Here is a 19,477-nt window from a genome sequence, read left to right as displayed (position 1 = left end):
CTTGGACAGTGACTGCTTCTGGCCGATTGCGGACCTTCTCGAGAGGCGGCTTCCGGCCAATAGCTGTCGGTAGAGATCGGCCTGTTATGACCCTCAAAAGCGCCGGCTCTGCCTCCATAACCTTCACAACAATAGCCTTGTGGTCATTTCTGAAACCGCGCCACCTGTTCATGTAGCCCTTTGGCTAGTTGGGTCAGCTTTTAACTGGCAATGCGGGTGGTAACGGCGCTGCCGGCGGAGTCCGATGCGCTGTCGCGAATGCTCATCAGGTTGCGGTCCACTTCACGGGCCACTTGCGCTTGCTGTTCCGATGCGCTGGCAATCACTAGGTTGCGTGCACTGATCTGTTCGATGCTGACGGTGATCTGCTGCAGCGCGTCGCCGGCGCTGCGGGCCATTTGCAGTGTGGCATTGGCGCGTTCGCGACTGCCTTGCATGGCGCCCAAGGCATGGCCGGTGACGCTGCTGACTGAGGCCATCATCTGTTCGATTTCGCCGGTCGATTGCTGAGTGCGGTGCGCCAGCGCGCGCACCTCGTCGGCCACTACGGCAAACCCACGGCCGGCTTCCCCGGCGCGCGCGGCCTCGATGGCGGCGTTAAGGGCTAACAAGTTGGTCTGCTCGGCAATGGCGCGAATTACATCGAGCATGCGTCCGATACCTTTGACGCTGGTTGCCAGGTCGTGGACCCGGGCGCCGGCCTGGGTCACTTCATCGGCGAGTTGGGTAATTGAGTGCAGGGTATTGTTTACCTGCAGTTGCCCGGCGCGGGTGGCGCTATCACGGGTTTGCGAGGCTTCGGCGGCACCGCGTTACGCGCCACTTCATCGACTGCCGTGGCGGCTTGTTCCAGCTCGGCGTTTTGCGTGTGCAGGGTACGGGAAGCGTCTTCGGTTATCTGTTGCAGATGGTCGGCGGCACCACTCAGTTCGCCAGCTGAGACGGACATCTGGTGCAGGGTCTGGCGCAGGTTGTCTTGCATGGCGCTGAGCGCTTGCAGCAGTATGCACGGCAATCTGCCGTGTCAGCTCACCGGCGGCTACCGCGCGGGCGATGCTCAGCGCCTCGGCCAGCGGTTGCAACAGGCTACGGGTGTAGAGCACGGCCAGTAGCAAGGTGGCCAGGGCTGCGCCCACCAGTGCGATGACAATGCCGAACACCGCCGAGGCGCGCGCGTATTGTGCTTACTCGGCGGCCTGCTGGTAGTTGGTCAGGTATTAGGTGCCCAGGGCTTCGGCGCTGATAGCCAGTTGCGGGGCCTGGTTATCGATGGGGCCATTGAGGGCGGCGACAGCCTCGTCGAGTTTGCCGGCGGCGGCCAGCTCGATCACAGCCTGACGGGCCAGGCCAAAGGCCTGCGCATTTTGTTGGTAGCGCTCGAACAAGCTACGTTCTTCGGGCTGTTGCAGGTTTTGCGCTAGCGCATCCTGCAGGCGCCGCGCTTCGGCGAGGGTCTGTTGTAGCCCGGCCTGGTTATCGCGCAATGCCGTGGGGTTACGTAGCACCACCATGCGAAAGGTCATGACCCCGGCGCGGTTCATGGTTTTATTCAAGGCTTCCAGGCGCAACAGGCTGGGTACCCAATGCTGATCAATAATGTCGGCTTGTACGCTCAGGCGGTGCACGCGCTCCAGAGCGCACAGACCCAGCAACAAGACAATCAAACCGATCAGGCCAAAGCTCAGCGCCGAGCGCGGTGCCAGTTTGAGGTTACGCAGTACAGTCATGGCAACTACCTCTATGCCGTACCTCGAAGCTGCTGCCTCGAGGCGAAGCAAAACCCGCGCAACCTGGCTTGTGGCCAGACTGTGCGGGCCTCTTGCAGCGCGCGGTTAAACACCGCCCAGTGTTCGTGGCACTGGGCAGTGGCATGCACGTGCTGGTGCATGGCCGGGGCGCCGTTGCTTTCCGAGACCGGCACCTCCATTCCGACTTCCTGTCCTCTCTTGCGAGAGTGAATTCGGCTTAGGCGACCTTGGCGGCCGCCTCGGCTCTGCGTTGCAGACGCTGCGGCGCGGTTTCGCGCAAAAACAGCGCCACCACCAAGCCGAGCGCCACGCCACCGAGGGCCAGGTACAGGGTGTTTTCGATGCCATGGTGCTGAGCGATAAAACCGGCCAGCGCCGGCGCCACACCGCCGCCAAAAACCTCACCAATGCCAATTACCAGCCCGGTGGCGGTGGAGTTGAGGGCACCCGGCACCGACTCCGCCGTGAGCGGCCCGACCGTCATACATATCATGCTGAAGTTGAAAAAGGTGGTGGCAAACAGCAGCGCAAACAGCTGCACAGGATCAGCACCGGTGCGGCTCAATAGCCAGATGGACAGCCCTGTGGCCACGAACGACAACAGCACCACCGGCTTGCGTCCAACGCGGTCCGAAAGCGCCGGCATCACCAGTTGACCGAGAAACCCACCCAGGCCAATGGCCGACATGACAAAGCCCATCTGCTGCACTTCAAGGTGCAGGTAGTCCATGAGGTAGTTGGGCATCATCACGGTCAGCACGAACAGGCTGGTGAGCATGCAGAGCATGCCAATGATATTGAGCGGCACATTCCGGTAGCGCAGGGCCGCCAGCCAGGAGCCTTTGGGCGCCGGCTCGCTGCTAACGGCAACGGCGGGCACGGTCTCTTTCAGCGTGCGGTACATCACCCAGGCGAGAATAAAACCGGGCAACGAGACGATCACAAACACCCAGCGCCACGACGGCACCACGAGCAGCAATTGCGTGGCAATGATCGGCGCCAGACCCAGGCCGATGATGGGAAAGAACGCCTGCTGAATGCCGATGTTCAGGCCGCGCCGTGACGGGTGCGACGACTCGGCCGTGGCGGCAATGGCGTTGGGCGTAAACGCGCCTTCGGAAATCCCCATCACCGCGCGAATCACCAGCAAGGCACCGACGCCGGTGGCGAGCCCCGAAAGACCGGCCAGCAGGGAGAACAGCAGCACCGAGGGAATCAGCACCTTGCGCCGGCCGATACGGTCAGACAGGCGCCCCATAAAGATCGAGGAAACACCCCAGGCAATCGCCAGCGCGGCGGAGATATTGCCCAGGTCCTGATAGTTCAGGTTGAGGTCTTTCATCATTACCGGAAACAGCGGCAGGATGATAAAACGGTCCAGCCCGACCAGGCCGAAGCCCAGCGCAAGCATGGCGACGGCGGCGTATTCGTAGCGGGCATTCCATTTGTTGTTGTCAGTGGACATGGCCAGGCTCCGGTTAGAAGTAGAAGAGGGTTTCGATCATGGCGCCGAGGCGATCGCTGTCACGGCCGTTGCCATAGGGGCGGTCGTGTTCACGGGCATCGAACCAGTCGTAACGCAGTTCTGGGCGAATACTGATGTGGCTGTTGATGTCGTAGCGAAAGCCCGCCGTGATGGCGTTGAAGTCACCCCGTGCACCCTGGGTGGTGGGGAATTGCACGAAACCGTCGGGGTCGCTGAAGTGCTCGCCGCGCACGGAAAAGCTCAGGTCCGGCTGGATCTTGTAGGTCACCGTCGCGTTGGCGCCCCACCACTTGGCACCGTCAAAACCCGGGCCGGTGACGATGTCGATGGTGCTGGCTTTGCCATCGCCGTCCTGGTGGCCGTACACCAGCTCGGCGCCTATCGACCAGTGCTCGTCGAACTGGTGCCAGCCGTTCAGATCGTGGTGTTGCTTGAACTGGTTACTTGACGAGATCAGGCGGTTCATCGGCGCCTGCACATCGCTGGTGCTGTCGTTTTGCTCGTTGCCCGCGATGAATTCGTAGTCGATCCAGGTGCTCATGTCCGGGCTGCGCCAGCGCAACGCACCCAGCACCGAGGTGCTTTCGTTGTTGTCGCGGATGTTGTCCCAGCCGCGTACCGGACCCAACTCGATGCCCAGTATCCCGTTGTCATTGTTCATCACCCGACTGCCGAACAGCGCGCCGGCCACGGTGCCGGGGCTGGAGACAAAGGCGTAGGTTTTGCTGGCGAAGGGGTTGCGGGCAGCACGAATATTCGGCGGAATTTCATAGCCCATGGCTGGGCCGAATACGCCGGCCATCACGGTAACGCCGGTCGCCCAAGGCACATAGGCGGTGGCGGCGATATTGGGAATGGCCAGGAAGCGTTTTTTATCCCGCGCGGCTTTTGCGGCGTCCTGTTCGTTGATGTCCCAACCCATATCCCAGCCAAAGGTGCGGGCGAACTGGGCGTTGCGACCGTAGTTGGTTTCGAAGGTAAAACCGATGTCGGCTGCCTCCGCTTTCGGGCCGGGGAGGGGGGTGATGCGGGGAACGAACGGGGCTTTCAGCGGCTTGTCGATAAACACATGAAAGCTGCCGAATTCCAGTCCTTCATCGGACAGGCCGGTGATCGGCAAGTTACTGGTGCCGTCTTCGCGTTCATCGCTGGTGGAGCGGTTGTTTCGCGAGTAGCCAATGTCGATCAAGCCCGACACGGTGATGCCGTAGTCGCGCTCCAGGGTTTCACCAAAAACGCTTTTGAACAGTGTGCCTTCGCCCGGTACCACCGCCTCGCCAGCATGAGCGTCGACAATTGCCAGGGCGGCCAAAACCGCACCAAGCGTTTTTACCTTGATGTTGTGCATGGGTCTTCTCTTCTTTTGTTGTTGTTATCGAATCAGGCAAGGAGCGCCGCGCGGCGCCCCGTTACCGGTACCACTTACTTACAGATAGAACGCTGTTGTGGGCGTGTTAAAGGCCCCCGGCCATGGCGTGGACCGCCGCCGAACTGCCGCTGACGCCGCTTTGGCCAAGGCCCAGGCCATTGCGCAAGGCATTGACCAGCTCGGGCAGCTCGTCGCGCTGGCTGATCCCGCCGTAGATATAGAAATCCGGGCGGACCAGCACGGCCTGCAGCCCTTCGGCGGCAAAAAAGTCGTGGTACTTGCCCGACACATCGCGGCAAGTACCGGCGCCGCCGTCGCGCGACAAACGAATGCTGCGCACGCCAACGCGGTCGAGGAAGGCGCGCTGTTCGGTGCTCAGCACCTGCAGCGGGTCGTCGCCAACGCTGATCAACTGGAAGCCGCGGCCGAAGGCTTCGTCAAAGCGCAGGGTGCGTTGGTCCACTTCAATATTGCCGTGCACGCTCAGGATGCCTGCCGTGCCCGCTGGCAGACCACTGCGGGTTTTGTAGATAAGGCCGTCGACCAGTCCTGGGAAGGGCGGCAGCGGCGGCACATTGCCGGACAGGAACGCGGCATCGCGCTCGGCGGCGGCGACCGGGTCGGCCACGCAGACCACTTTGCCCATTTCCACCGAGGCGTCGATCACCGCGCGAATCTGCGGTTTGCGTTCCGGGGTGTAGCCTTCGAGCAGGCTGGGCGCGCAGGTGCCTTTCAGAATCAGGTCCAGGCGCCAGGACAGGTTCCACGCATCACGAATGCCCGAGCACATGCCCTGGCCCATGAATGGCGGCATCAAGTGCGCGGCATCGCCGGCAATCAACAGGCGCCCGCGGTGCCAGGTTTCGGCAATGCGTGAGCGGAACTGGTACACCGCGTGGCGCACCAGGGTGGCGGTTTGCGGGTTGACCCAAGGGGCCAGCAGCTCCCACACCTTGTCGGTGCTTTGCAGGTCTTCGAGGGTTTCGTGCGGCAGGCGCATAAACTCCCAGCGCCGGTAACCCGGGCCGCCGGGCACCATGGTGGTGGGGCGTGCGGGGTTGCACCATTGGCCAATGTCGGGCACATCCAGCTCAACCCCAGGCTTGGGTTGCAGGTCGACCACCAGCCAGTCTTCTTCAAAGCCCAGGTCATGCCATTCGATGCCCAGCTCGCGGCGAATAATGCTGTTGGCACCGTCGGCACCAATCACATAGCGAGCGAGCACCACCTGTTCTTCGCCAGCGGGCAGGCCATCGATGGCGGTGCGGCGCAGGCGCAATTCGGCGAAGTCGTCATTCTGCGCGATGCCCAGCACTTCAAAACCCTGATGCACATCGACGTTGCCGATGGACTTGGCTTTGGCATCCAGAATCGCTTCCAGCGACGGCTGGTTGAACAGGTAACCGAACGGGCCATCGCTGATCGACTCGGCCGACCAGTCGATTTCCACCAGCACTTTCCAGTCGGCGTTGAACCACTGGTAGCAGGCCGACGGTTGGGAGATAGCGTCCAGTTCGCTGCCCAGGCCCATCAGGCGAAACACGCGGCGAATCTCATGGTCATGGAACACCGCGCGGGGCAGCGGGTAGAGGGTTTGCCAGCGCTCATACACGGCCACGCTATAGCCCATGCGCCCGAGCAGAATGGCCAGGGTCTGACCCACCGGGCCATAACCGACAATCGCGACATCCAGCATTTTATTGTTGTTCATGCGAAACCTCGTCTTTCAGTAGACCAGCCGATCCCGTTGCACCTGTGCAGCACAGGCGCCGGAGCGGTAATTGGATAGCGGCGCCTTGGCGCTAAGGTCGGGGGGGCGGTTCGATCGCTTCGGTGTTGAAAATGAAGTAGTCGGGCACGGCAGGGCCCCACAGGTACAGCGAGCTTTCCGGTGGAAAGTCGCCGGCGGGCCATTGGCTGCCGGCGTCGATGTAGTCCATGTGCGCCGAGTACTCGCAGAACGAACCCCACGGGTCACGCACGTAATGGAAGTAGTTCGAGCCCAGGCAGTGGCGGCCAGTGCCCCAGCCTTCGACGTAGCCGGCGGCGGCCATTTGCGCGGCGCCATTGCCAACGGAGTCGATGTCATCGACTTCCCACGCCGCATGGTGAAACCCTTTCGCACTGCTTTTGCAGAACGCCACCAGATGGTGGTCGCAGCCGTGCGGGGCGTGGGTAAAGGCGATGATGTCTTGCGAGTGGTCGGAGAGCTTCAGGCCCAATGCCTGTTCATAGAACGCCACGGCACCGGTGACGTCCGGGGTGAACAACAGCACGTGGGACAGGCGGCGCGGGCGTACGGTTTGCACATCGGCACGGGTGCCGGTACCGCGGATGTGGGGCGCTTTTGGGGAGGCTACGGCGCGGCTGTTCGGCATGTGCTTGTCGCCGACGCTCACCTGCACCAGGTTGCCGTCCGGGTCGTGAAACCAGAAGCCTTCACCGTTGCTATCCACCAGCGTCATACCACTGTTTTCGACCTGCTGACGCAGGGTGGCGAAGTCGGCGGCGAAGCAGTGGAAACTGATATAGGCCAGCGACTTGCTCGCGGCCGGCAGCACGCGGGTCCAGATATGGCCATCGCCGGCAACCAGCTGCAGTTCTTCGCCCAGGTCACGCACGTCCAGGCCAAAGCTTGCAAAGAACTGTCGCGCCTCGGGCAGCGAGGGCACGTTCAACGCGTAATGATCGATCGAATGCACGGCACTCATGATCACCTCCAGTTATTTTTGTTCTAGTCGAAGCCCCGGAGCGGGGGGCTTCGCTTTTTTTGTTTTGCGGGCGTTGATTACGCCTCGTCGACGATCGGGTTGACCAGGCTGCCGATGCCTTCAATCGACACCTCGACCACGTCACCCGCTTTCAGGTACACCTTCGGGTTCATGCCAAAGCCCACGCCTGCCGGGGTGCCGCTGACGATCACGTCGCCTGCTTCCAGGGTCACTGCCTGGCTCAGCGTGGCGATGATGGTGGCCACGTCAAACAGCATGTCAGTGGTATTGGCAGCCTGCACCACCTTGCCGTTTACCTTGGTTTGCAGCAGCAGGCCTTTGCCACCCGGCGGCAGTTCATCGGCGGTGACCAGGTCGGGGCCAAACGCGCCGGTGTCATCGAAATTCTTGCCCACGGTCCATTGTGGCGAAATGAACTGGTACTCGCGCACTGAGCCTTCGTTGAACAGCGCGTAACCGGCCACGTGGTCCAGCGCCTGTTCCTTGCTGATATGCCGACCACCGCTTTTCAGGACCACGGCCATCTCGCCTTCGTAGTCAAGGGTGTCGGAAATGCGTGGGCGAATCAGCGGTTTGTTGTGCGCGGTCAGGCTGCTGTTGAAGCGCGGGAACAGGGTGGGGTAGTCCGGCTGCGCGTACGGTGACTCTTTGGTGTGGTCGGCGTAGTTCAGGCCTACACAGATGATCTTGCCGGGCTTGCGCAGCAGCGGCAGGTAATCCTGCTCGCCAATTTCAGCCACAGGGCCGCTGGCGGCGTTGCCGTAAGTGGTCAGGTCGACGCCACGGGCGAGCAACGATTCCAGGGTTTCTTCGCCAACGATCTTGACGCCTTCGGCAGTACGAACGCCCAGAACGGCGCGACCTTGATGGTTGAAATACACATAACGCATGGCATTGACCTCTTGTGGTACGCGGCGGGCGCTGGGGCCGCCACTTGTTTTCTTATTGCTCCGCCAGAGGCAGAGAGTGGAGCAAAACTAATCCTCTTAAAATATAACGTCAAATGAAAAATATATATTATGTAGATTTTCGATAAAGAACTGGATGTGTATGATTCTCCACAGCCGCGATTGCCATGAGATACCGATGAACACTCAGCACAGCTGGACCGAGCCCCTTGAGGCCGCCGACAAACGCACCATGGCCTCCCAACTGGAAGCCCGTGTGCGACAAGACATCATCAATGGCAAACTGGCCCCCGGCAGCCGGTTGCGCCTTAAAGAGTTGGCGGAGTCCTACGATGCCGGCGTGATTCCCTTGCGCGAGGCGCTGTCGCGTTTGGCAGCAACCGGTTTCGTCACCTCGGCGGATCAGAAGGGTTTTAGCGTCGGGCGTATTTCCGCCGAAGAAATCCAGGACATCACCCAAGCCCGCCTGCACATCGAATGCAAAGCCCTGGCGCTGTCCATCGCCAATGGCGATGTCGAGTGGGAAAGCCGAGTGATTGCCGCGCACCACCGGCTTGATCGTTTACCGTTGGTGGAAGGCCCGGACCGGCTGCTGCGTCCGGACTGGGAAAACGCCCACGAGGCGTTCCACGCGGCGCTGCTATCCAACTGCGGCTCGTCCTGGTTGCTGCGCTTTTCCAATATGTTGCGAGACCAGACCGCGCGTTATCGAGTGCTGTCCATGCACTACGTCGACAGCGCCGATCGCGACGTGCCGCACGAACACCGGCAATTGCTCGACGCCGCGCTGGCCAAGGACATCGACACCGCCTGCGCCTTGCTCGCCGAGCATTACCAGACCACCACGCTGAATGTGCTCAACCACGAACTGCTGGGCAAGGCGTGGCGCTGAGCGCGTTGGGCTGACTTACCCGGTGGCGCTGCTTCCGTCATCAGCCGCTGAGGGCGCCGGCGTTTGCAGGTAGGCCTTGGAGAAGGCCACGGCCTCATGGGCCTTGGCGTTCTCCACGCCGAAACCACGCAACACCATCAAGATCACCGCGTCGATATAGCCCTCGGGATCGTCGACGGCGCGCTGATTGATGCTGCGCACCCCTTCAAGCGTTGCGCCGATCAACGCATCCACGGCGGCCTGCATCGAGGGCAGATCCAGCACCCCTGCGCGGCGGCCGGCGTCCAGGTCGGCGAACACGTACTTCAATAAAATCGACTGGTCCTGCACCAGGTCCGCGCGCAGGAAAAACGCCGCCCAGCGCCGATCGGTGTGCGAGCGCCGCAAGAACAGGCGCATCGCCGTGCTGATGCGTTCCAGCGGGTGGGTGAGCACGTCATACACCGGCAGGATATGCAGGGTCATGCCATCGGTGGCGTCCTGGCCAATCGCCGCCAGGGCTTCTTCCAGCGACGCAAAGTGTTTGTAAAACGCCCCTCGGGAAATCTGCGCGGCCTGCGCCACGTCTTCGATGGTCACCGAAACCTTGGTCGGGTCGGCCAGCAAGTCCATGGTCGCGGTCAGTATTCGCGTGCGCATGGCATCGCGTTTGCGCCGGGCCGTCACGCTTCGGTGATCTTCCCCAGCCTCGAGCCCGTGGCTCTGTTCAACCGTACTGTCCATTGAGTTATGCCTTTTCGTATCCGCGTACCTACCCGGATAGATTAATTTATATCTTTACTAAAAAAATATATTTCCATTAGTATCGAAATCGTCATCGTGACGTTTTCGTCACTATTGTGTCAGAAGCTCATCCAATAATCTCAATAACAGGAAAAGCCATGAACTCCATCCTCCCCGCTGTGGCCGTCAATTCCCCGTTTGATCACAGCGCCCTGATCACCCGCGCTACAGGGCTTGTGCAGACCTTGCGCTCGCGCACCCGTGAAGTCGACGAGCTGGCGCGTCTGCCCGACGCCACCGTGGCCGATCTCGACGCTATCGGCGCTTTCGACCTGATGATTCCACGCCAGCACGGCGGCCAGCAAACAAGCATCAGAACCTATATGGAAGTGGTCAGCGAGATCGGTCGCGGCGATGGCTCTGCCGGCTGGGCCTGCGCGCTGATCAATATCTGCAACTGGATGCTCGCCACCTTGTACCCGCAGTCGGTCAGCGACCCCATCTTCGCCAGCGGCGCCAAGGTGCGTACCAGCGGTGTACTGTCCCCGCGCGTGGCCAAGGTCAAGCGCCAGCCTGGCGGCATCCTTATCGAAGAAGGCCTGTGGGGTTTTAACAGCGGCGTTTACCACGCCCAGTGGGACCTGCTCGGCATCCCGATCGTCAACGAAGCCGGTGATACCGTCGACCAGGGCCTGGCGCTTATTCCAATCGAGGACGTCACCCTGCTGCACGACTGGGACACCATTGCCCTGCGCGGCAGTGGCAGTACCTCGGTATCGGTGAGAAACCTGTTCGTTCCCGATGAGCGCATTGCCTCGGTATCCAAGGCTATCGTCGGCGACTACGCCTCCACCCACCTGCACGGTGAAGCGCTGTACCGCGGGGCGTTTATCCCGCTGCTGGCGATCATTCTGATTTTCCCGGCGTTGGGCGTTGCCAAGGCCGCACTGGAAACCTTCCTCGCCAAACTGCCGGGGCGCGGCATTCAGTACACCTGGTACAACCAGCAGGATGAAGCGGCGGTCACCCATCTGCAGCTCGGCGAGGCCTCGGCCAAGCTGGATGCCGCTCGCCTGGTGGTGGAGCGCTGCGTCGACGAAATCGATGCGCACGCGGCGAGCGGGGTGGAGATGGACGTGCTGATGCGCGCGCGCATTCGTCGCGACACGGGTTACGCCAGCCAACTGATCTGGGAGGGTGTGGACATATTGGCCACCGCCAGCGGTGGTTCCCTGGCCGGCGCCGGCAACCCCTTCAACCGCCTGTGGCGCGACGCACGTATCGCCAATCTGCATGGGGTGGTCTGCACGTCCACCAACCTGGAACTGTTTGGTCGAATTCTGTGTGGCAAAGAGGCCAACACACCACTGGTGTGACTGCACACCGAGGCCGCGGCCAGGGGCACTGGCCGCCAGGCATTCCCATGGAGAACGAAATGACTACTGCACACAACGACGCGGCCAAATTCCGCCGCGTGATGGGCCGCTTTGCCACGGGCGTGACCGTGGTGACCTATGAGCGCGAAAACGAGCCAGCCGGGATGACCGCCAATGCATTCCTCTCCGTTTCACTGGAGCCCCAGCTGATTCTGGTCTCGATCAAAAACCAATCGCGCTTTTGCCAACACATCAAGCAAGGCGACTGCTACGGCGTGAATTTTCTAACTGAACAGCAAGAGCACATCAGTGGCCACTTTGCCGGGCGTGCTGTCGAGGGCCTGACCGTCGCCATGGAGACCGTCCAAGGCGTGCCGATTATTGCCGGCAGCCTGGCGCACATCGTGGCGCGGGTGGTACAGATTCACGCGGCCGGTGATCACCAGTTGTACATCGGTGAAGTGATCGAGCTGGTGGAAGCCGAGCAGGCCAAGCCGCTGCTGTTTTTCTCGGGCCAGTACGGGAAATTGCACGCGGCTTGAACCACCGTTGGCGGCGTGCTTGGAAGCGAGCGGACGAGTCGATCAACCACGTTCGCTTCTGGCCGCCGCAAAACGTATCAAGCGCTTGTGGCGAGCCATACCCTTCACGGCTTTGACTAACGCGGTAGCGACCCATGCTTGAGTTCCACAACGTCAGCGCGTTCCAGCAAGACACCCAGGTGCTGGAAGGATTTTCGCTCACCATCAAGGCCGGGGAGCGGGTGGCGATACTCGGACCCAACGGCGCTGGAAAAAGCACCGTACTCAAACTGATTGGCCGCGAAATCTACCCGGTGGACAAGCCTGGTAGCCACTTCAAGCTGTTCGGCAAAGAGACCCTGCCCATCTGGGAAGTGCGCAACAAAATCGGCTTTATGTCCCAAGGCTTGCAAGACGACTACACCCCCTACACCAAGGTACTGGACGTGGTGGTTTCCGGCTTCTTCGGCGCCGTTGGCCGTCACGACCACCTCACTCCCAGCGCTGAACAAATCGCCAGTGCTCAAGCCATTTTGCAGGTGGTTGGAATGGCGGACTGCCAAGACGCGATGTTCCAGCGCCTGTCCGCCGGGCAACAGCGTCGCCTGCTCCTGGCCCGGGCGTTTATTCATCAGCCAGAACTGCTGATATTCGATGAACCTACCAACCACCTCGACGTGGGTGTCAGCAAAACCATTCTTGATTTGATGCGTGCGTTTTGCCGCGACTCGCGGGGCGTGATCGTCACCACTCACAACGTCACTGACGTCATCCCGGAGATCGACCGCGTGATTCTCCTGCAACGTGGCCGGATCCTGCTGGACGGCCCCAAGCACGAGGTCATGACCAACCAGAACCTCTCCGAGCTTTACCAGGCCGACCTGCGCGTTGAACACGACCGTGGCTGGTATCACCTGCGGTACGCCTGATCGGAGGGCGCCAATCGCGGGCTGCCTATTTTTCCGGAGTGGGAGTTACCCCATGGCACTCGGCGACTATCCAGTCATGGATGATTTCTACCGAGTGATTACCTGCGGGTTTGCTCGATTTCATCTTGTTGCCTGTCGTGAACGACCGCAATTGGCCGGTTTCTGCCAGTTACTACCGTCTGCTTTACGGTAATTGGCACAAGTCAGCGTATCGAAACGAACTTTCCGTCCCGATTTTCCTTGATAGCTGACATCGAAAGATTGCCGGTGGCAGCTTCCTTAATGTGCTCGCTCCACCAAGCCATCATCGGGCGCCTGCGCTCGATTTAGTCTGCCCGGTTGTAAGCGCTGCGAACCAGGTCCTTATCGACGTGGGCAAGCGCCACCTCCATCAGTCCAGGATCCCAGCCATGCTCGTTGAGGATGGTGCTGGCCATGGAGCGCATGCCATGGCTTACCAGGCGCCCTTCGAAGCCCATTCGCTTCAGCGCCATGTTGGCTGTCTGGCTGTCTGGCTGTCTGGCTGTTGCAGTGGGTGCGAGGGTTCCGGTCCGCGGGGAACACATACTCCCGGTAGCCACTGTAGGGCTTGATTGCTTCCAGAAGCGCAAGAGCCTGTTCAGTGAGCGGGATAATGTGGGTGCGCCGCTTCTTCACGCGCTCAGGCGGGATCGTCCAAATCATCTTCTCGATATCTATGTCCTCCCAGCGGCGGTTGCGGCTTCTGCTGGGCGCGTCATGGTGTGCAGCTGCCATTCGATCAGGCAGCGGGTCGTCCTTTTTATGCTGGCGTTGGCAACTGCCACCATGAGCTCTTTCAGCTCATCGGGGGGCAGTGCCGCCATGTTTTTCTTTTTCGGTTTTTTGAAGACGGAGCGGATCCCGCTGAGCGGGTTCGCGTGAATCAGCCCCGAGTTCACTCCGTAGTTCATGATTTCTTTGAGCCGCTGCGTCAGCCTTTTCACCGTTTCAAGGCTGCCCTTGGTTTCGAGCGGTCGAAGAAGGTTGATGACCTGAGGGGCATTGATTGCGGAGATCGGTGTGGTGCCAAGGTCGGGGAAGATGTGCAGCGTGAGGGAGCGCCAGATGTCCTCGGCATAGGCCTGTGTCACCGCATCCTTTTTCAGCTCATACCAGGCCGTTGCCACTTTCTGGAATGTGTGCTCGGTCGCCGTGTTTTTGGCCTGCTGTACGGCATCCCGTTTCTCTTTTGGGGTCGGCGCCGTGGGCGAGGAGTTCACGTGCCTCAATGGTGCGCTTGCGTGCTTGCGCCAATGAAACTTCGGGGAAGGTTCCGAGCCCCATGTTGATCCGGTTCTTCGTCACCGGGTGCCGGTAGTTGAAGTTCCAGAGCTTTGGGCATTGCTTCTAACTCGCATTTGAAGTCCGTCACCATCGCTCAGGACTTAGTCCTTCTCTGAAGGCTTGGCGGCTTTGACCTTGAGGTCCGACAGGCGGATGGCTTGGGCGCACATGGGGTATTCCAAGAACGGTTTCGGTATTCCAAAAATTACCAGTGGATGGCTTGGAATACCACTTGGAATACCTAATCTCATTGGATCCTGCTGGACGCTATCGGATCGTGATGACGCTGGAAGCGCTGTATTAACTAGGTTTTACGCACAAAAAAGACGTCCGTGGACGTCTTTAGATGTTGTATTGGTGGAGCCGGGGGGATTTGAACCCCCGTCCGCCAGCTCTCCACTATCGGTTCTACATGCTTAGCCATCTCTACTGAGTTAACTCCGCGCGGCCCGAGTGGCAGGGCGCTTGGAGCGAGCTGTATGAGTTTTAGCCGTTACGTCTACAGCGAACTTGGCGGCGATCCTGTTCTATCTGACTGTCCAGAATCTTCGGGTTTACAGGCATCCCCTATGGACAGCTAGCGGCACTTAGGCGGCTAGAGCGTAGTTGTCGTCGTTGGCAACTATGAATTTGCAACAGTGGATTTACGAGTTCTGTTACCAACTCGGCATGCCCCTCAAGTTTTGTTACCGGCGTCGAATCCTAATCGGCCCCAAATCTGAGCGGTGTAACGGTGTTGCAGTGGCGTAGTCTACGGCAACGGGCGTTCGGCGTCGACCGCTACGCCAGAAAGCCGGCACGTAGCCGGCTTCCTGACCGCGTGAGCAGAACGGCCCGATTACTGGCCGCTGCCGCTACCGCCGCCGTCACCGGGCGCCTTCATCATTTGCAGTGCCTTGCCGCTGGAAGCGATGCAGGCTTTCTCGTCGCCGGCGTCGCGCGCCTTCATGGCTTCGGCCTTCAGTTCGGCCACTTCGGATTTCATCGGTTCGCCCAGGGTCGGGGCGGTGGTCATGCCGTCGTCGATCTTCTGCAGGTTCACGTCACAAAGGTCACTTGCAGCGAAAACCGGCGATGCCATGAGTGCGGCAGCAAAAACAAGCGCGGTACGTTTCATGTGTTTCTCCTCGGTCATAGATTCGGCACAGGCGCCTTTGGCTTACCCGTTCGACTCACCCTTGGAAGCGCTCTGGATAGAGGTTTTTCGCTTCCGCGGCTGGCCGTTTCGAACAAGTCCTTTTTATTACCGGACTTGCAAAAATGGACTCCGGCGAATTGCCAGGGGTTCATTTTTTTCTCGCGCCGCTTGGCTGAGGTTTGTTTCAGCAAAAAAATGCCCCGTACGTGACGGGGCTAAAGACTTGCGCAATCAAACAGTTAGGGGCCTAGCTCGGGGGCGGGAGACGCGGTCGACGAGATACACCAGGCCGTGGTAGTCGATACCGCCGTGCTGGGTCAGGCCGATTTCGCAGGTGCGACTGGTGGAGATGCCTTCGTCGCAGTGCTGCACCGCTTCCTTGAGCGAACGCAGCGAGTGGCCGTTCAGCTCCGGGGTGGTGAAGCCCTTGTCGCCGGCGAAGCCGCAGCAATGGATGCCTTCGGGAATCACCACGGTCTTCGCGCAGCGCTTGGCGATTTCGATCAGCGCCGGGCCTTCGCCCAGGTGCTGGGTGCTGCAGGTGACGTGGACCGCGATCGGCGCTTCCTGCGGGACGATGTCCAGACGGTCGAGCAGGTGGGTGCGGATGAAGCGCACCGGGTCGTGCACGTCGAGGCGTTCGTCGGCGAGCTCCTGGACCAGCCGCAGGGTGCAGGGGCTGGTGTCGCAGTAGATCGGGTCGAGCCCGCCGCGGCTGGCTTCGAGCAATGCGTCGAGGGTTTCCTGGCGCTTGCGGTTGGCCTGCTCGAAGTAGCCCTTGGAGGCGAACGGCTGGCCGCAGCAGAGGTTATCGAGGTTCTTCGGGAAGACCACCTGGTAACCGGCCTTTTCCAGCAGCGCGCGGGTCTTGTCGAGCAGCGGCAGCTGTTCCCTGTCACCGGACGCCGGGCCCATCGCACGCGAAATGCAAGCCGCCAGATAGACCACGCGCGGGCGCTGGTCGGCATTCGATTCCGGCAGGTTGAGCTTCTGGATCGGCTGCGGCATGGCTGGCGTCCACAGCGGGACACGGCCTTTGCTGGCCTTGCTCAGCGCGGCGGAGGTCCGGCCCAGCAGCGGCGCGCCGAGCAGCAGCCGCGCGCCATTGGCCACGTGCAGCATGAAGCGGGCGCCAAGCATGGCGGTGCGGAAGTGTTCGGCCGTCCAGGTGGCGGCCTTGGCGTGGTGCGCGTGCACACTGCGCAGCTTGCGCACCAGTTCGCCGGTGTTGATGCCCACCGGGCAGCGCTGGGCGCAGAGGCCGGTGGCGGCGCAGGTGTCCACCCCGCGGTAGGCGTAGTCGGCTTCCAGTTCGGTGGTGTCGAAGCCCGCGCGGTGCCTGGCCTGGATGTCGCGCCACATGACGATGCGCTGGCGCGGGGTCAGGGTCAGTCCGTTGGACGGACAGACCGGCTCGCAGAAGCCGCACTCGATGCACTTGTCGACGAGGGTGTCGGCCGCCGGTAGCGGCTTGAGGTTCTTCAGGTGGATGTCCGGGTCTTCGGAGAGCACCACGCCGGGATTGAGGATGCCGTTGGGGTCGAGTAGTCGCTTGAGCGACCACATCAGTTGGTAGGCCTCGTTGCCCCATTCCAGTTCGACGAAGGGCGCCATGTTGCGTCCGGTGCCGTGCTCGGCCTTCAGCGAGCCGCCGAACTCCACCGCCACCAGTTGCGCGACGTCCTCCATGAACGCCGAGTAGCGCTGAATCTGTTCCGGCGTCTCGAAGCTCTGGGTGAAGACGAAGTGCAGGTTGCCCTCCAGCGCGTGGCCGAACAGGATCGCCTCGTCGTAGTGGTGTTTTTCCAGCAGTTCGATCAGGCGATTGACGCCCTCGGCGAGCTGTTCGACCGGGAAGGTCACGTCCTCGATGATCACCGTGGTGCCGGTCTCGCGCACCGCGCCGACCGCCGGGAAGGTGTCCTTGCGGATCGCCCACAGCCGGCCGTATTCCACCGGGTCCTCCGTGAAGTCGACCCGCGCCTCGGTGAGGAAGGAGGCCAGCGAGGCCATGATCTGCCCGAGCTGTTCGTGAAGCAGGCTGTGGCTGGCCGCGCGCGACTCGATCAGCAGGGCGCAGGCCCCCTCGGAAAGCGTCTGCACGAAGGCCGGCATGCCCGGCTTGTCCTGCACCGAACGCATGCTGCGACGGTCCAGCAGTTCCACCGCGGAAACCGGTTGCTGCTTGAGCACCGGCACCGCGCGGCAGCAGGTTTCCACATCGGGGAAGACGATGAAGGCGGTGGCCTTGTGCGGATACTCCGGCACGGTGTCGTAGGTCACTGCGCTGATGAATCCCAGGGTGCCTTCGGAGCCGACCAGCAGGTGGTTGAGGATGTCCAGCGGCTGGTCGTAGTCCACCAGCGCGTTGAGCGACAGCCCGGTGGTGTTCTTCAGCCGGTACTTGTGACGGATTTTCGCCGCCAGCTCGGTGTTGGCGCGGGTCTGCCGGCCGAGTTCGGCCAGCTGTTCGAGCAGCACTGCATGGGATTTCTCGAAGGCGGCGACGCTGGCCGGGTCTTCGCTGTCCAGCACCGTGCCGTCGGCCAGCACCAGGCGCAGGCCGGCCAGCGTGTGGTAAGTGTTCTGCGCCGTGCCGCAGCACATGCCGCTGGAGTTGTTGGCGACGATGCCGCCGATCTTGGCCGCGTTGATCGAGGCCGGGTCCGGTCCGATCTTGCGCCCGAACGGTGCCAGCCAGGCGTTGGCCTGGGCGCCGATCACGCCCGGCTGCAGGCGGATCTGCGTGCCTTCGCCGCGTATTTCGCGGGCGTTCCAGTGATCGCCGAGGACGATCAGTACCGAGTCGCTGACCGATTGCCCGGAGAGGCTGGTGCCGGCCGCGCGAAAGGTCACGGGGACCCTGGATGCTTGCGCCTGACGCAGCAGCGCGACCACTTCGTGCTCCGACTCGACGCGCACTACCAGCTTCGGAATCAGGCGATAGAAGCTCGCGTCCGTGCCGTAGGCAAGGGTCGATAGCGGATCGTCGAAACGCCGCTCACGCGGGATCAACTGCTCGACGGCGGCGACGAAGTCGGCCGGCAGGGCGACGGACGTGTTCATTCAGGCTCCAGGTTCGGTTGTGGCGGGCCGCGTCGGCGAGGGCGCCGCGCGGCCTCATCGGTTTAGTCGACGTGGCGGGTGGTCTGGTATTTGCCCAGTTCGCGGACCAGCGAATCCGCGCTGATTTCGCTGATGGATTTGGCGCCGGTGAGCACCATCGCCACGCGCATTTCCTTCTCGATCAGGTTGAGCAGGTTGGTCACGCCGGCTTCGCCGTCCACCGCCAGTGCGTAGGCGAAGGCGCGCCCGAGCAGTACGGTATCGGCGCCCAGGGCAATCATGCGCACCACGTCGAGGCCATTGCGGATGCCCGAGTCGGCGAGGATCTTGAGGTCGCCCTTGACCGCATCGGCGATCGCCGGCATCGCCCGCGCGCTGGAGAGCACGCCGTCGAGCTGACGGCCGCCATGGTTGGAGACGATGATGCCGTCGGCGCCGAACTTGACCGCATCGCGGGCATCCTCGGGGTCGAGGATGCCCTTGATGACCATCGGGCCGTCCCAGAAATCGCGAATCCACTGCAGATCCTGCCAGGAGATCGAAGGATCGAAGTTGGTCGCCAGCCAGCCGATGTAGTCCTCCAGCCCGGTGGGATGGCCGCGGTAGGTGGAGATGTTGCCGAGGTCGTGCGGCTTGCCGTTCAGGCCCACGTCCCAGGCCCACATCGGGTGGGTCATGGCCTGTACCACGCGGCGCAGGGCGGCGTTCGGACCGCTCATGCCGGAGTGCGCGTCGCGGTAGCGCGCGCCAGGGGTGGGCATGTCGACGGTGAACACCAGGGTGGTCACGCCGGCGGCCTTGGCGCGCTCGAGGGCGTTCTTCATGAAGCCGCGGTCTTTCAGCACGTAGAGCTGGAACCACATTGGCCGCTTGATCGCCGGCGCGACCTCCTCGATCGGGCAGACCGACACGGTGGACAGGGTGAAGGGAATGCCCTTGGCGTCGGCGGCGCGTGCGGCCTGCACTTCGCCGCGGCGGGCGAGCATGCCGGTCAGCCCGACGGGCGCCAGGGCCACCGGCATCGACAGGGTCTCGCCGAACAGCTGGGTCTCCAGGCTCAGCTCGGACATGTTGCGCAGTACGCGCTGGCGCAGGGCGATGCTGGCCAGGTCGTCGACGTTGCGGCGCAGGGTGTACTCGGCGTAGGCGCCGCCGTCGACGTAATGGAACAGGAAGGGCGGCAGCCGGCGTTTGGCGGCGGCGCGGTAATCGGTAGAGGCGGAGATGATCATGGGTTCACACCGTTTGTAAGATGAGCAGATGAGAGGCGGGCCTAATCACCCA

The 19,477-nt window shown here is 61.9% G+C and carries 15 protein-coding genes, 1 other RNA gene and 2 pseudogenes; 4 read left to right on the top strand and 14 right to left on the bottom strand.

Annotation, left to right across the window (positions count from 1 at the left end):
- Nucleotides 1–200: 200 nt before the first annotated feature.
- The 8 genes and pseudogenes from B2X67_RS09755 to B2X67_RS09720 form a co-directional block, all read right to left on the bottom strand.
- Nucleotides 201–734, bottom strand: a pseudogene (locus B2X67_RS09755) (methyl-accepting chemotaxis protein); the annotation flags it as partial.
- Nucleotides 735–748: 14 nt separating this feature from the next.
- Nucleotides 749–982, bottom strand: coding sequence for a hypothetical protein (locus tag B2X67_RS09750; protein WP_286785353.1), 234 nt, complete (start codon nucleotides 980–982; stop codon nucleotides 749–751).
- Nucleotides 983–1,217: 235 nt separating this feature from the next.
- The gene (locus B2X67_RS09745; protein WP_286785352.1) at nucleotides 1,218–1,727 is read right to left on the bottom strand and encodes an MCP four helix bundle domain-containing protein; all 510 of its coding nucleotides are present in this window, start codon (nucleotides 1,725–1,727) and stop codon (nucleotides 1,218–1,220) included.
- A gap of 238 nt (nucleotides 1,728–1,965) precedes the next feature.
- Nucleotides 1,966–3,213, bottom strand: a complete 1,248-nt coding sequence (locus B2X67_RS09740) for an MFS transporter (RefSeq protein ID WP_286785351.1) — start codon at nucleotides 3,211–3,213, stop codon at nucleotides 1,966–1,968.
- 13 nt (nucleotides 3,214–3,226) lie between these two features.
- Nucleotides 3,227–4,582: an outer membrane beta-barrel protein gene (locus B2X67_RS09735; RefSeq protein WP_286785350.1), complete on the bottom strand. Its 1,356-nt coding sequence runs from the start codon at nucleotides 4,580–4,582 to the stop codon at nucleotides 3,227–3,229.
- 106 nt (nucleotides 4,583–4,688) lie between these two features.
- Nucleotides 4,689–6,314: a bifunctional 3-(3-hydroxy-phenyl)propionate/3-hydroxycinnamic acid hydroxylase gene (locus B2X67_RS09730; RefSeq protein ID WP_286785349.1), complete on the bottom strand. Its 1,626-nt coding sequence runs from the start codon at nucleotides 6,312–6,314 to the stop codon at nucleotides 4,689–4,691.
- A 91-nt stretch (nucleotides 6,315–6,405) separates the two neighbouring features.
- Complete coding sequence (locus B2X67_RS09725) at nucleotides 6,406–7,314, bottom strand: VOC family protein (RefSeq protein ID WP_286785348.1); 909 nt, start codon at nucleotides 7,312–7,314, stop codon at nucleotides 6,406–6,408.
- Between the two features lie 77 nt (nucleotides 7,315–7,391).
- Nucleotides 7,392–8,225 carry a fumarylacetoacetate hydrolase family protein gene (locus tag B2X67_RS09720; RefSeq protein ID WP_286785347.1) on the bottom strand — a complete coding sequence of 278 codons (834 nt, stop codon included), beginning with the start codon at nucleotides 8,223–8,225 and terminating at the stop codon, nucleotides 7,392–7,394.
- A gap of 196 nt (nucleotides 8,226–8,421) precedes the next feature.
- Between B2X67_RS09720 and B2X67_RS09715 the strand changes: the two genes are divergently transcribed.
- A complete protein-coding gene (locus B2X67_RS09715) occupies nucleotides 8,422–9,135 on the top strand; it encodes a GntR family transcriptional regulator (RefSeq protein WP_286785346.1) in 714 nt (237 codons plus the stop codon).
- A gap of 15 nt (nucleotides 9,136–9,150) precedes the next feature.
- Here B2X67_RS09715 and B2X67_RS09710 read toward each other — a convergent pair whose 3' ends face one another.
- Nucleotides 9,151–9,858, bottom strand: coding sequence for a TetR/AcrR family transcriptional regulator (locus tag B2X67_RS09710; RefSeq protein WP_286785345.1), 708 nt, complete (start codon nucleotides 9,856–9,858; stop codon nucleotides 9,151–9,153).
- Nucleotides 9,859–10,016: 158 nt separating this feature from the next.
- Here B2X67_RS09710 and B2X67_RS09705 point away from each other — a divergent pair, with 158 nt between their 5' ends.
- The 3 genes from B2X67_RS09705 (at nucleotide 10,017) to B2X67_RS09695 (ending at nucleotide 12,684) form a co-directional block, all read left to right on the top strand.
- The gene (locus B2X67_RS09705) at nucleotides 10,017–11,234 is read left to right on the top strand and encodes an acyl-CoA dehydrogenase family protein (RefSeq protein WP_286785344.1); all 1,218 of its coding nucleotides are present in this window, start codon (nucleotides 10,017–10,019) and stop codon (nucleotides 11,232–11,234) included.
- A gap of 59 nt (nucleotides 11,235–11,293) precedes the next feature.
- Nucleotides 11,294–11,776 carry a flavin reductase family protein gene (locus B2X67_RS09700; protein WP_286785343.1) on the top strand — a complete coding sequence of 161 codons (483 nt, stop codon included), beginning with the start codon at nucleotides 11,294–11,296 and terminating at the stop codon, nucleotides 11,774–11,776.
- Between the two features lie 134 nt (nucleotides 11,777–11,910).
- Nucleotides 11,911–12,684, top strand: coding sequence for an ABC transporter ATP-binding protein (locus tag B2X67_RS09695; protein WP_286785342.1), 774 nt, complete (start codon nucleotides 11,911–11,913; stop codon nucleotides 12,682–12,684).
- A 203-nt stretch (nucleotides 12,685–12,887) separates the two neighbouring features.
- On the opposite strand, the pseudogene B2X67_RS09690 reads toward B2X67_RS09695, so the two are convergent.
- The 5 genes and pseudogenes from B2X67_RS09690 to lldD all read right to left on the bottom strand — a co-directional run bounded on the left by B2X67_RS09690 (nucleotide 12,888) and on the right by lldD (nucleotide 19,425).
- Nucleotides 12,888–14,063: pseudogene (locus tag B2X67_RS09690) on the bottom strand (tyrosine-type recombinase/integrase).
- A gap of 281 nt (nucleotides 14,064–14,344) precedes the next feature.
- Nucleotides 14,345–14,703, bottom strand: a transfer-messenger RNA (tmRNA) gene (ssrA, locus tag B2X67_RS09685).
- 124 nt (nucleotides 14,704–14,827) lie between these two features.
- Entirely contained in the window at nucleotides 14,828–15,106 is a 279-nt protein-coding gene (locus B2X67_RS09680; RefSeq protein WP_273234697.1) for a hypothetical protein, read from the bottom strand.
- 252 nt (nucleotides 15,107–15,358) lie between these two features.
- Nucleotides 15,359–18,193 (bottom strand): FAD-binding and (Fe-S)-binding domain-containing protein, encoded by a 2,835-nt coding sequence (locus tag B2X67_RS09675; RefSeq protein ID WP_286785341.1) that lies wholly within the window; start codon nucleotides 18,191–18,193, stop codon nucleotides 15,359–15,361.
- Nucleotides 18,194–18,255: 62 nt separating this feature from the next.
- Nucleotides 18,256–19,425 (bottom strand): FMN-dependent L-lactate dehydrogenase LldD, encoded by a 1,170-nt coding sequence (gene lldD / locus B2X67_RS09670; RefSeq protein ID WP_286785340.1) that lies wholly within the window; start codon nucleotides 19,423–19,425, stop codon nucleotides 18,256–18,258.
- Between the last annotated feature and the right edge of the window lie 52 nt (nucleotides 19,426–19,477).

The organism is Pseudomonas sp. UBA3153 (genome assembly GCF_002364635.1).
Classification (GTDB): domain Bacteria; phylum Pseudomonadota; class Gammaproteobacteria; order Pseudomonadales; family Pseudomonadaceae; genus Pseudomonas_O; species Pseudomonas_O kuykendallii.
This window is presented reverse-complemented; position numbering and strand designations above follow the sequence as displayed.

Bases quoted from the DNA above. Each gene is read 5' to 3' on its own strand.
- B2X67_RS09740 (WP_286785351.1), bottom strand. From the start codon at position 3,213: ATGTCCACTGACAACAACAAATGGAATGCCCGCTACGAATACGCCGCC.
- B2X67_RS09710 (WP_286785345.1), bottom strand. From the start codon at position 9,858: ATGGACAGTACGGTTGAACAGAGCCACGGGCTCGAGGCTGGGGAAGAT.
- B2X67_RS09715 (WP_286785346.1), top strand. From the start codon at position 8,422: ATGAACACTCAGCACAGCTGGACCGAGCCCCTTGAGGCCGCCGACAAA.
- B2X67_RS09745 (WP_286785352.1), bottom strand. From the start codon at position 1,727: ATGACTGTACTGCGTAACCTCAAACTGGCACCGCGCTCGGCGCTGAGC.
- B2X67_RS09720 (WP_286785347.1), bottom strand. From the start codon at position 8,225: ATGCGTTATGTGTATTTCAACCATCAAGGTCGCGCCGTTCTGGGCGTT.
- B2X67_RS09675 (WP_286785341.1), bottom strand. From the start codon at position 18,193: ATGAACACGTCCGTCGCCCTGCCGGCCGACTTCGTCGCCGCCGTCGAG.
- B2X67_RS09730 (WP_286785349.1), bottom strand. From the start codon at position 6,314: ATGAACAACAATAAAATGCTGGATGTCGCGATTGTCGGTTATGGCCCG.
- B2X67_RS09705 (WP_286785344.1), top strand. From the start codon at position 10,017: ATGAACTCCATCCTCCCCGCTGTGGCCGTCAATTCCCCGTTTGATCAC.
- B2X67_RS09735 (WP_286785350.1), bottom strand. From the start codon at position 4,582: ATGCACAACATCAAGGTAAAAACGCTTGGTGCGGTTTTGGCCGCCCTG.
- B2X67_RS09680 (WP_273234697.1), bottom strand. From the start codon at position 15,106: ATGAAACGTACCGCGCTTGTTTTTGCTGCCGCACTCATGGCATCGCCG.
- B2X67_RS09700 (WP_286785343.1), top strand. From the start codon at position 11,294: ATGACTACTGCACACAACGACGCGGCCAAATTCCGCCGCGTGATGGGC.
- B2X67_RS09725 (WP_286785348.1), bottom strand. From the start codon at position 7,314: ATGAGTGCCGTGCATTCGATCGATCATTACGCGTTGAACGTGCCCTCG.
- B2X67_RS09695 (WP_286785342.1), top strand. From the start codon at position 11,911: ATGCTTGAGTTCCACAACGTCAGCGCGTTCCAGCAAGACACCCAGGTG.
- lldD (WP_286785340.1), bottom strand. From the start codon at position 19,425: ATGATCATCTCCGCCTCTACCGATTACCGCGCCGCCGCCAAACGCCGG.
- B2X67_RS09750 (WP_286785353.1), bottom strand. From the start codon at position 982: ATGCAAGACAACCTGCGCCAGACCCTGCACCAGATGTCCGTCTCAGCT.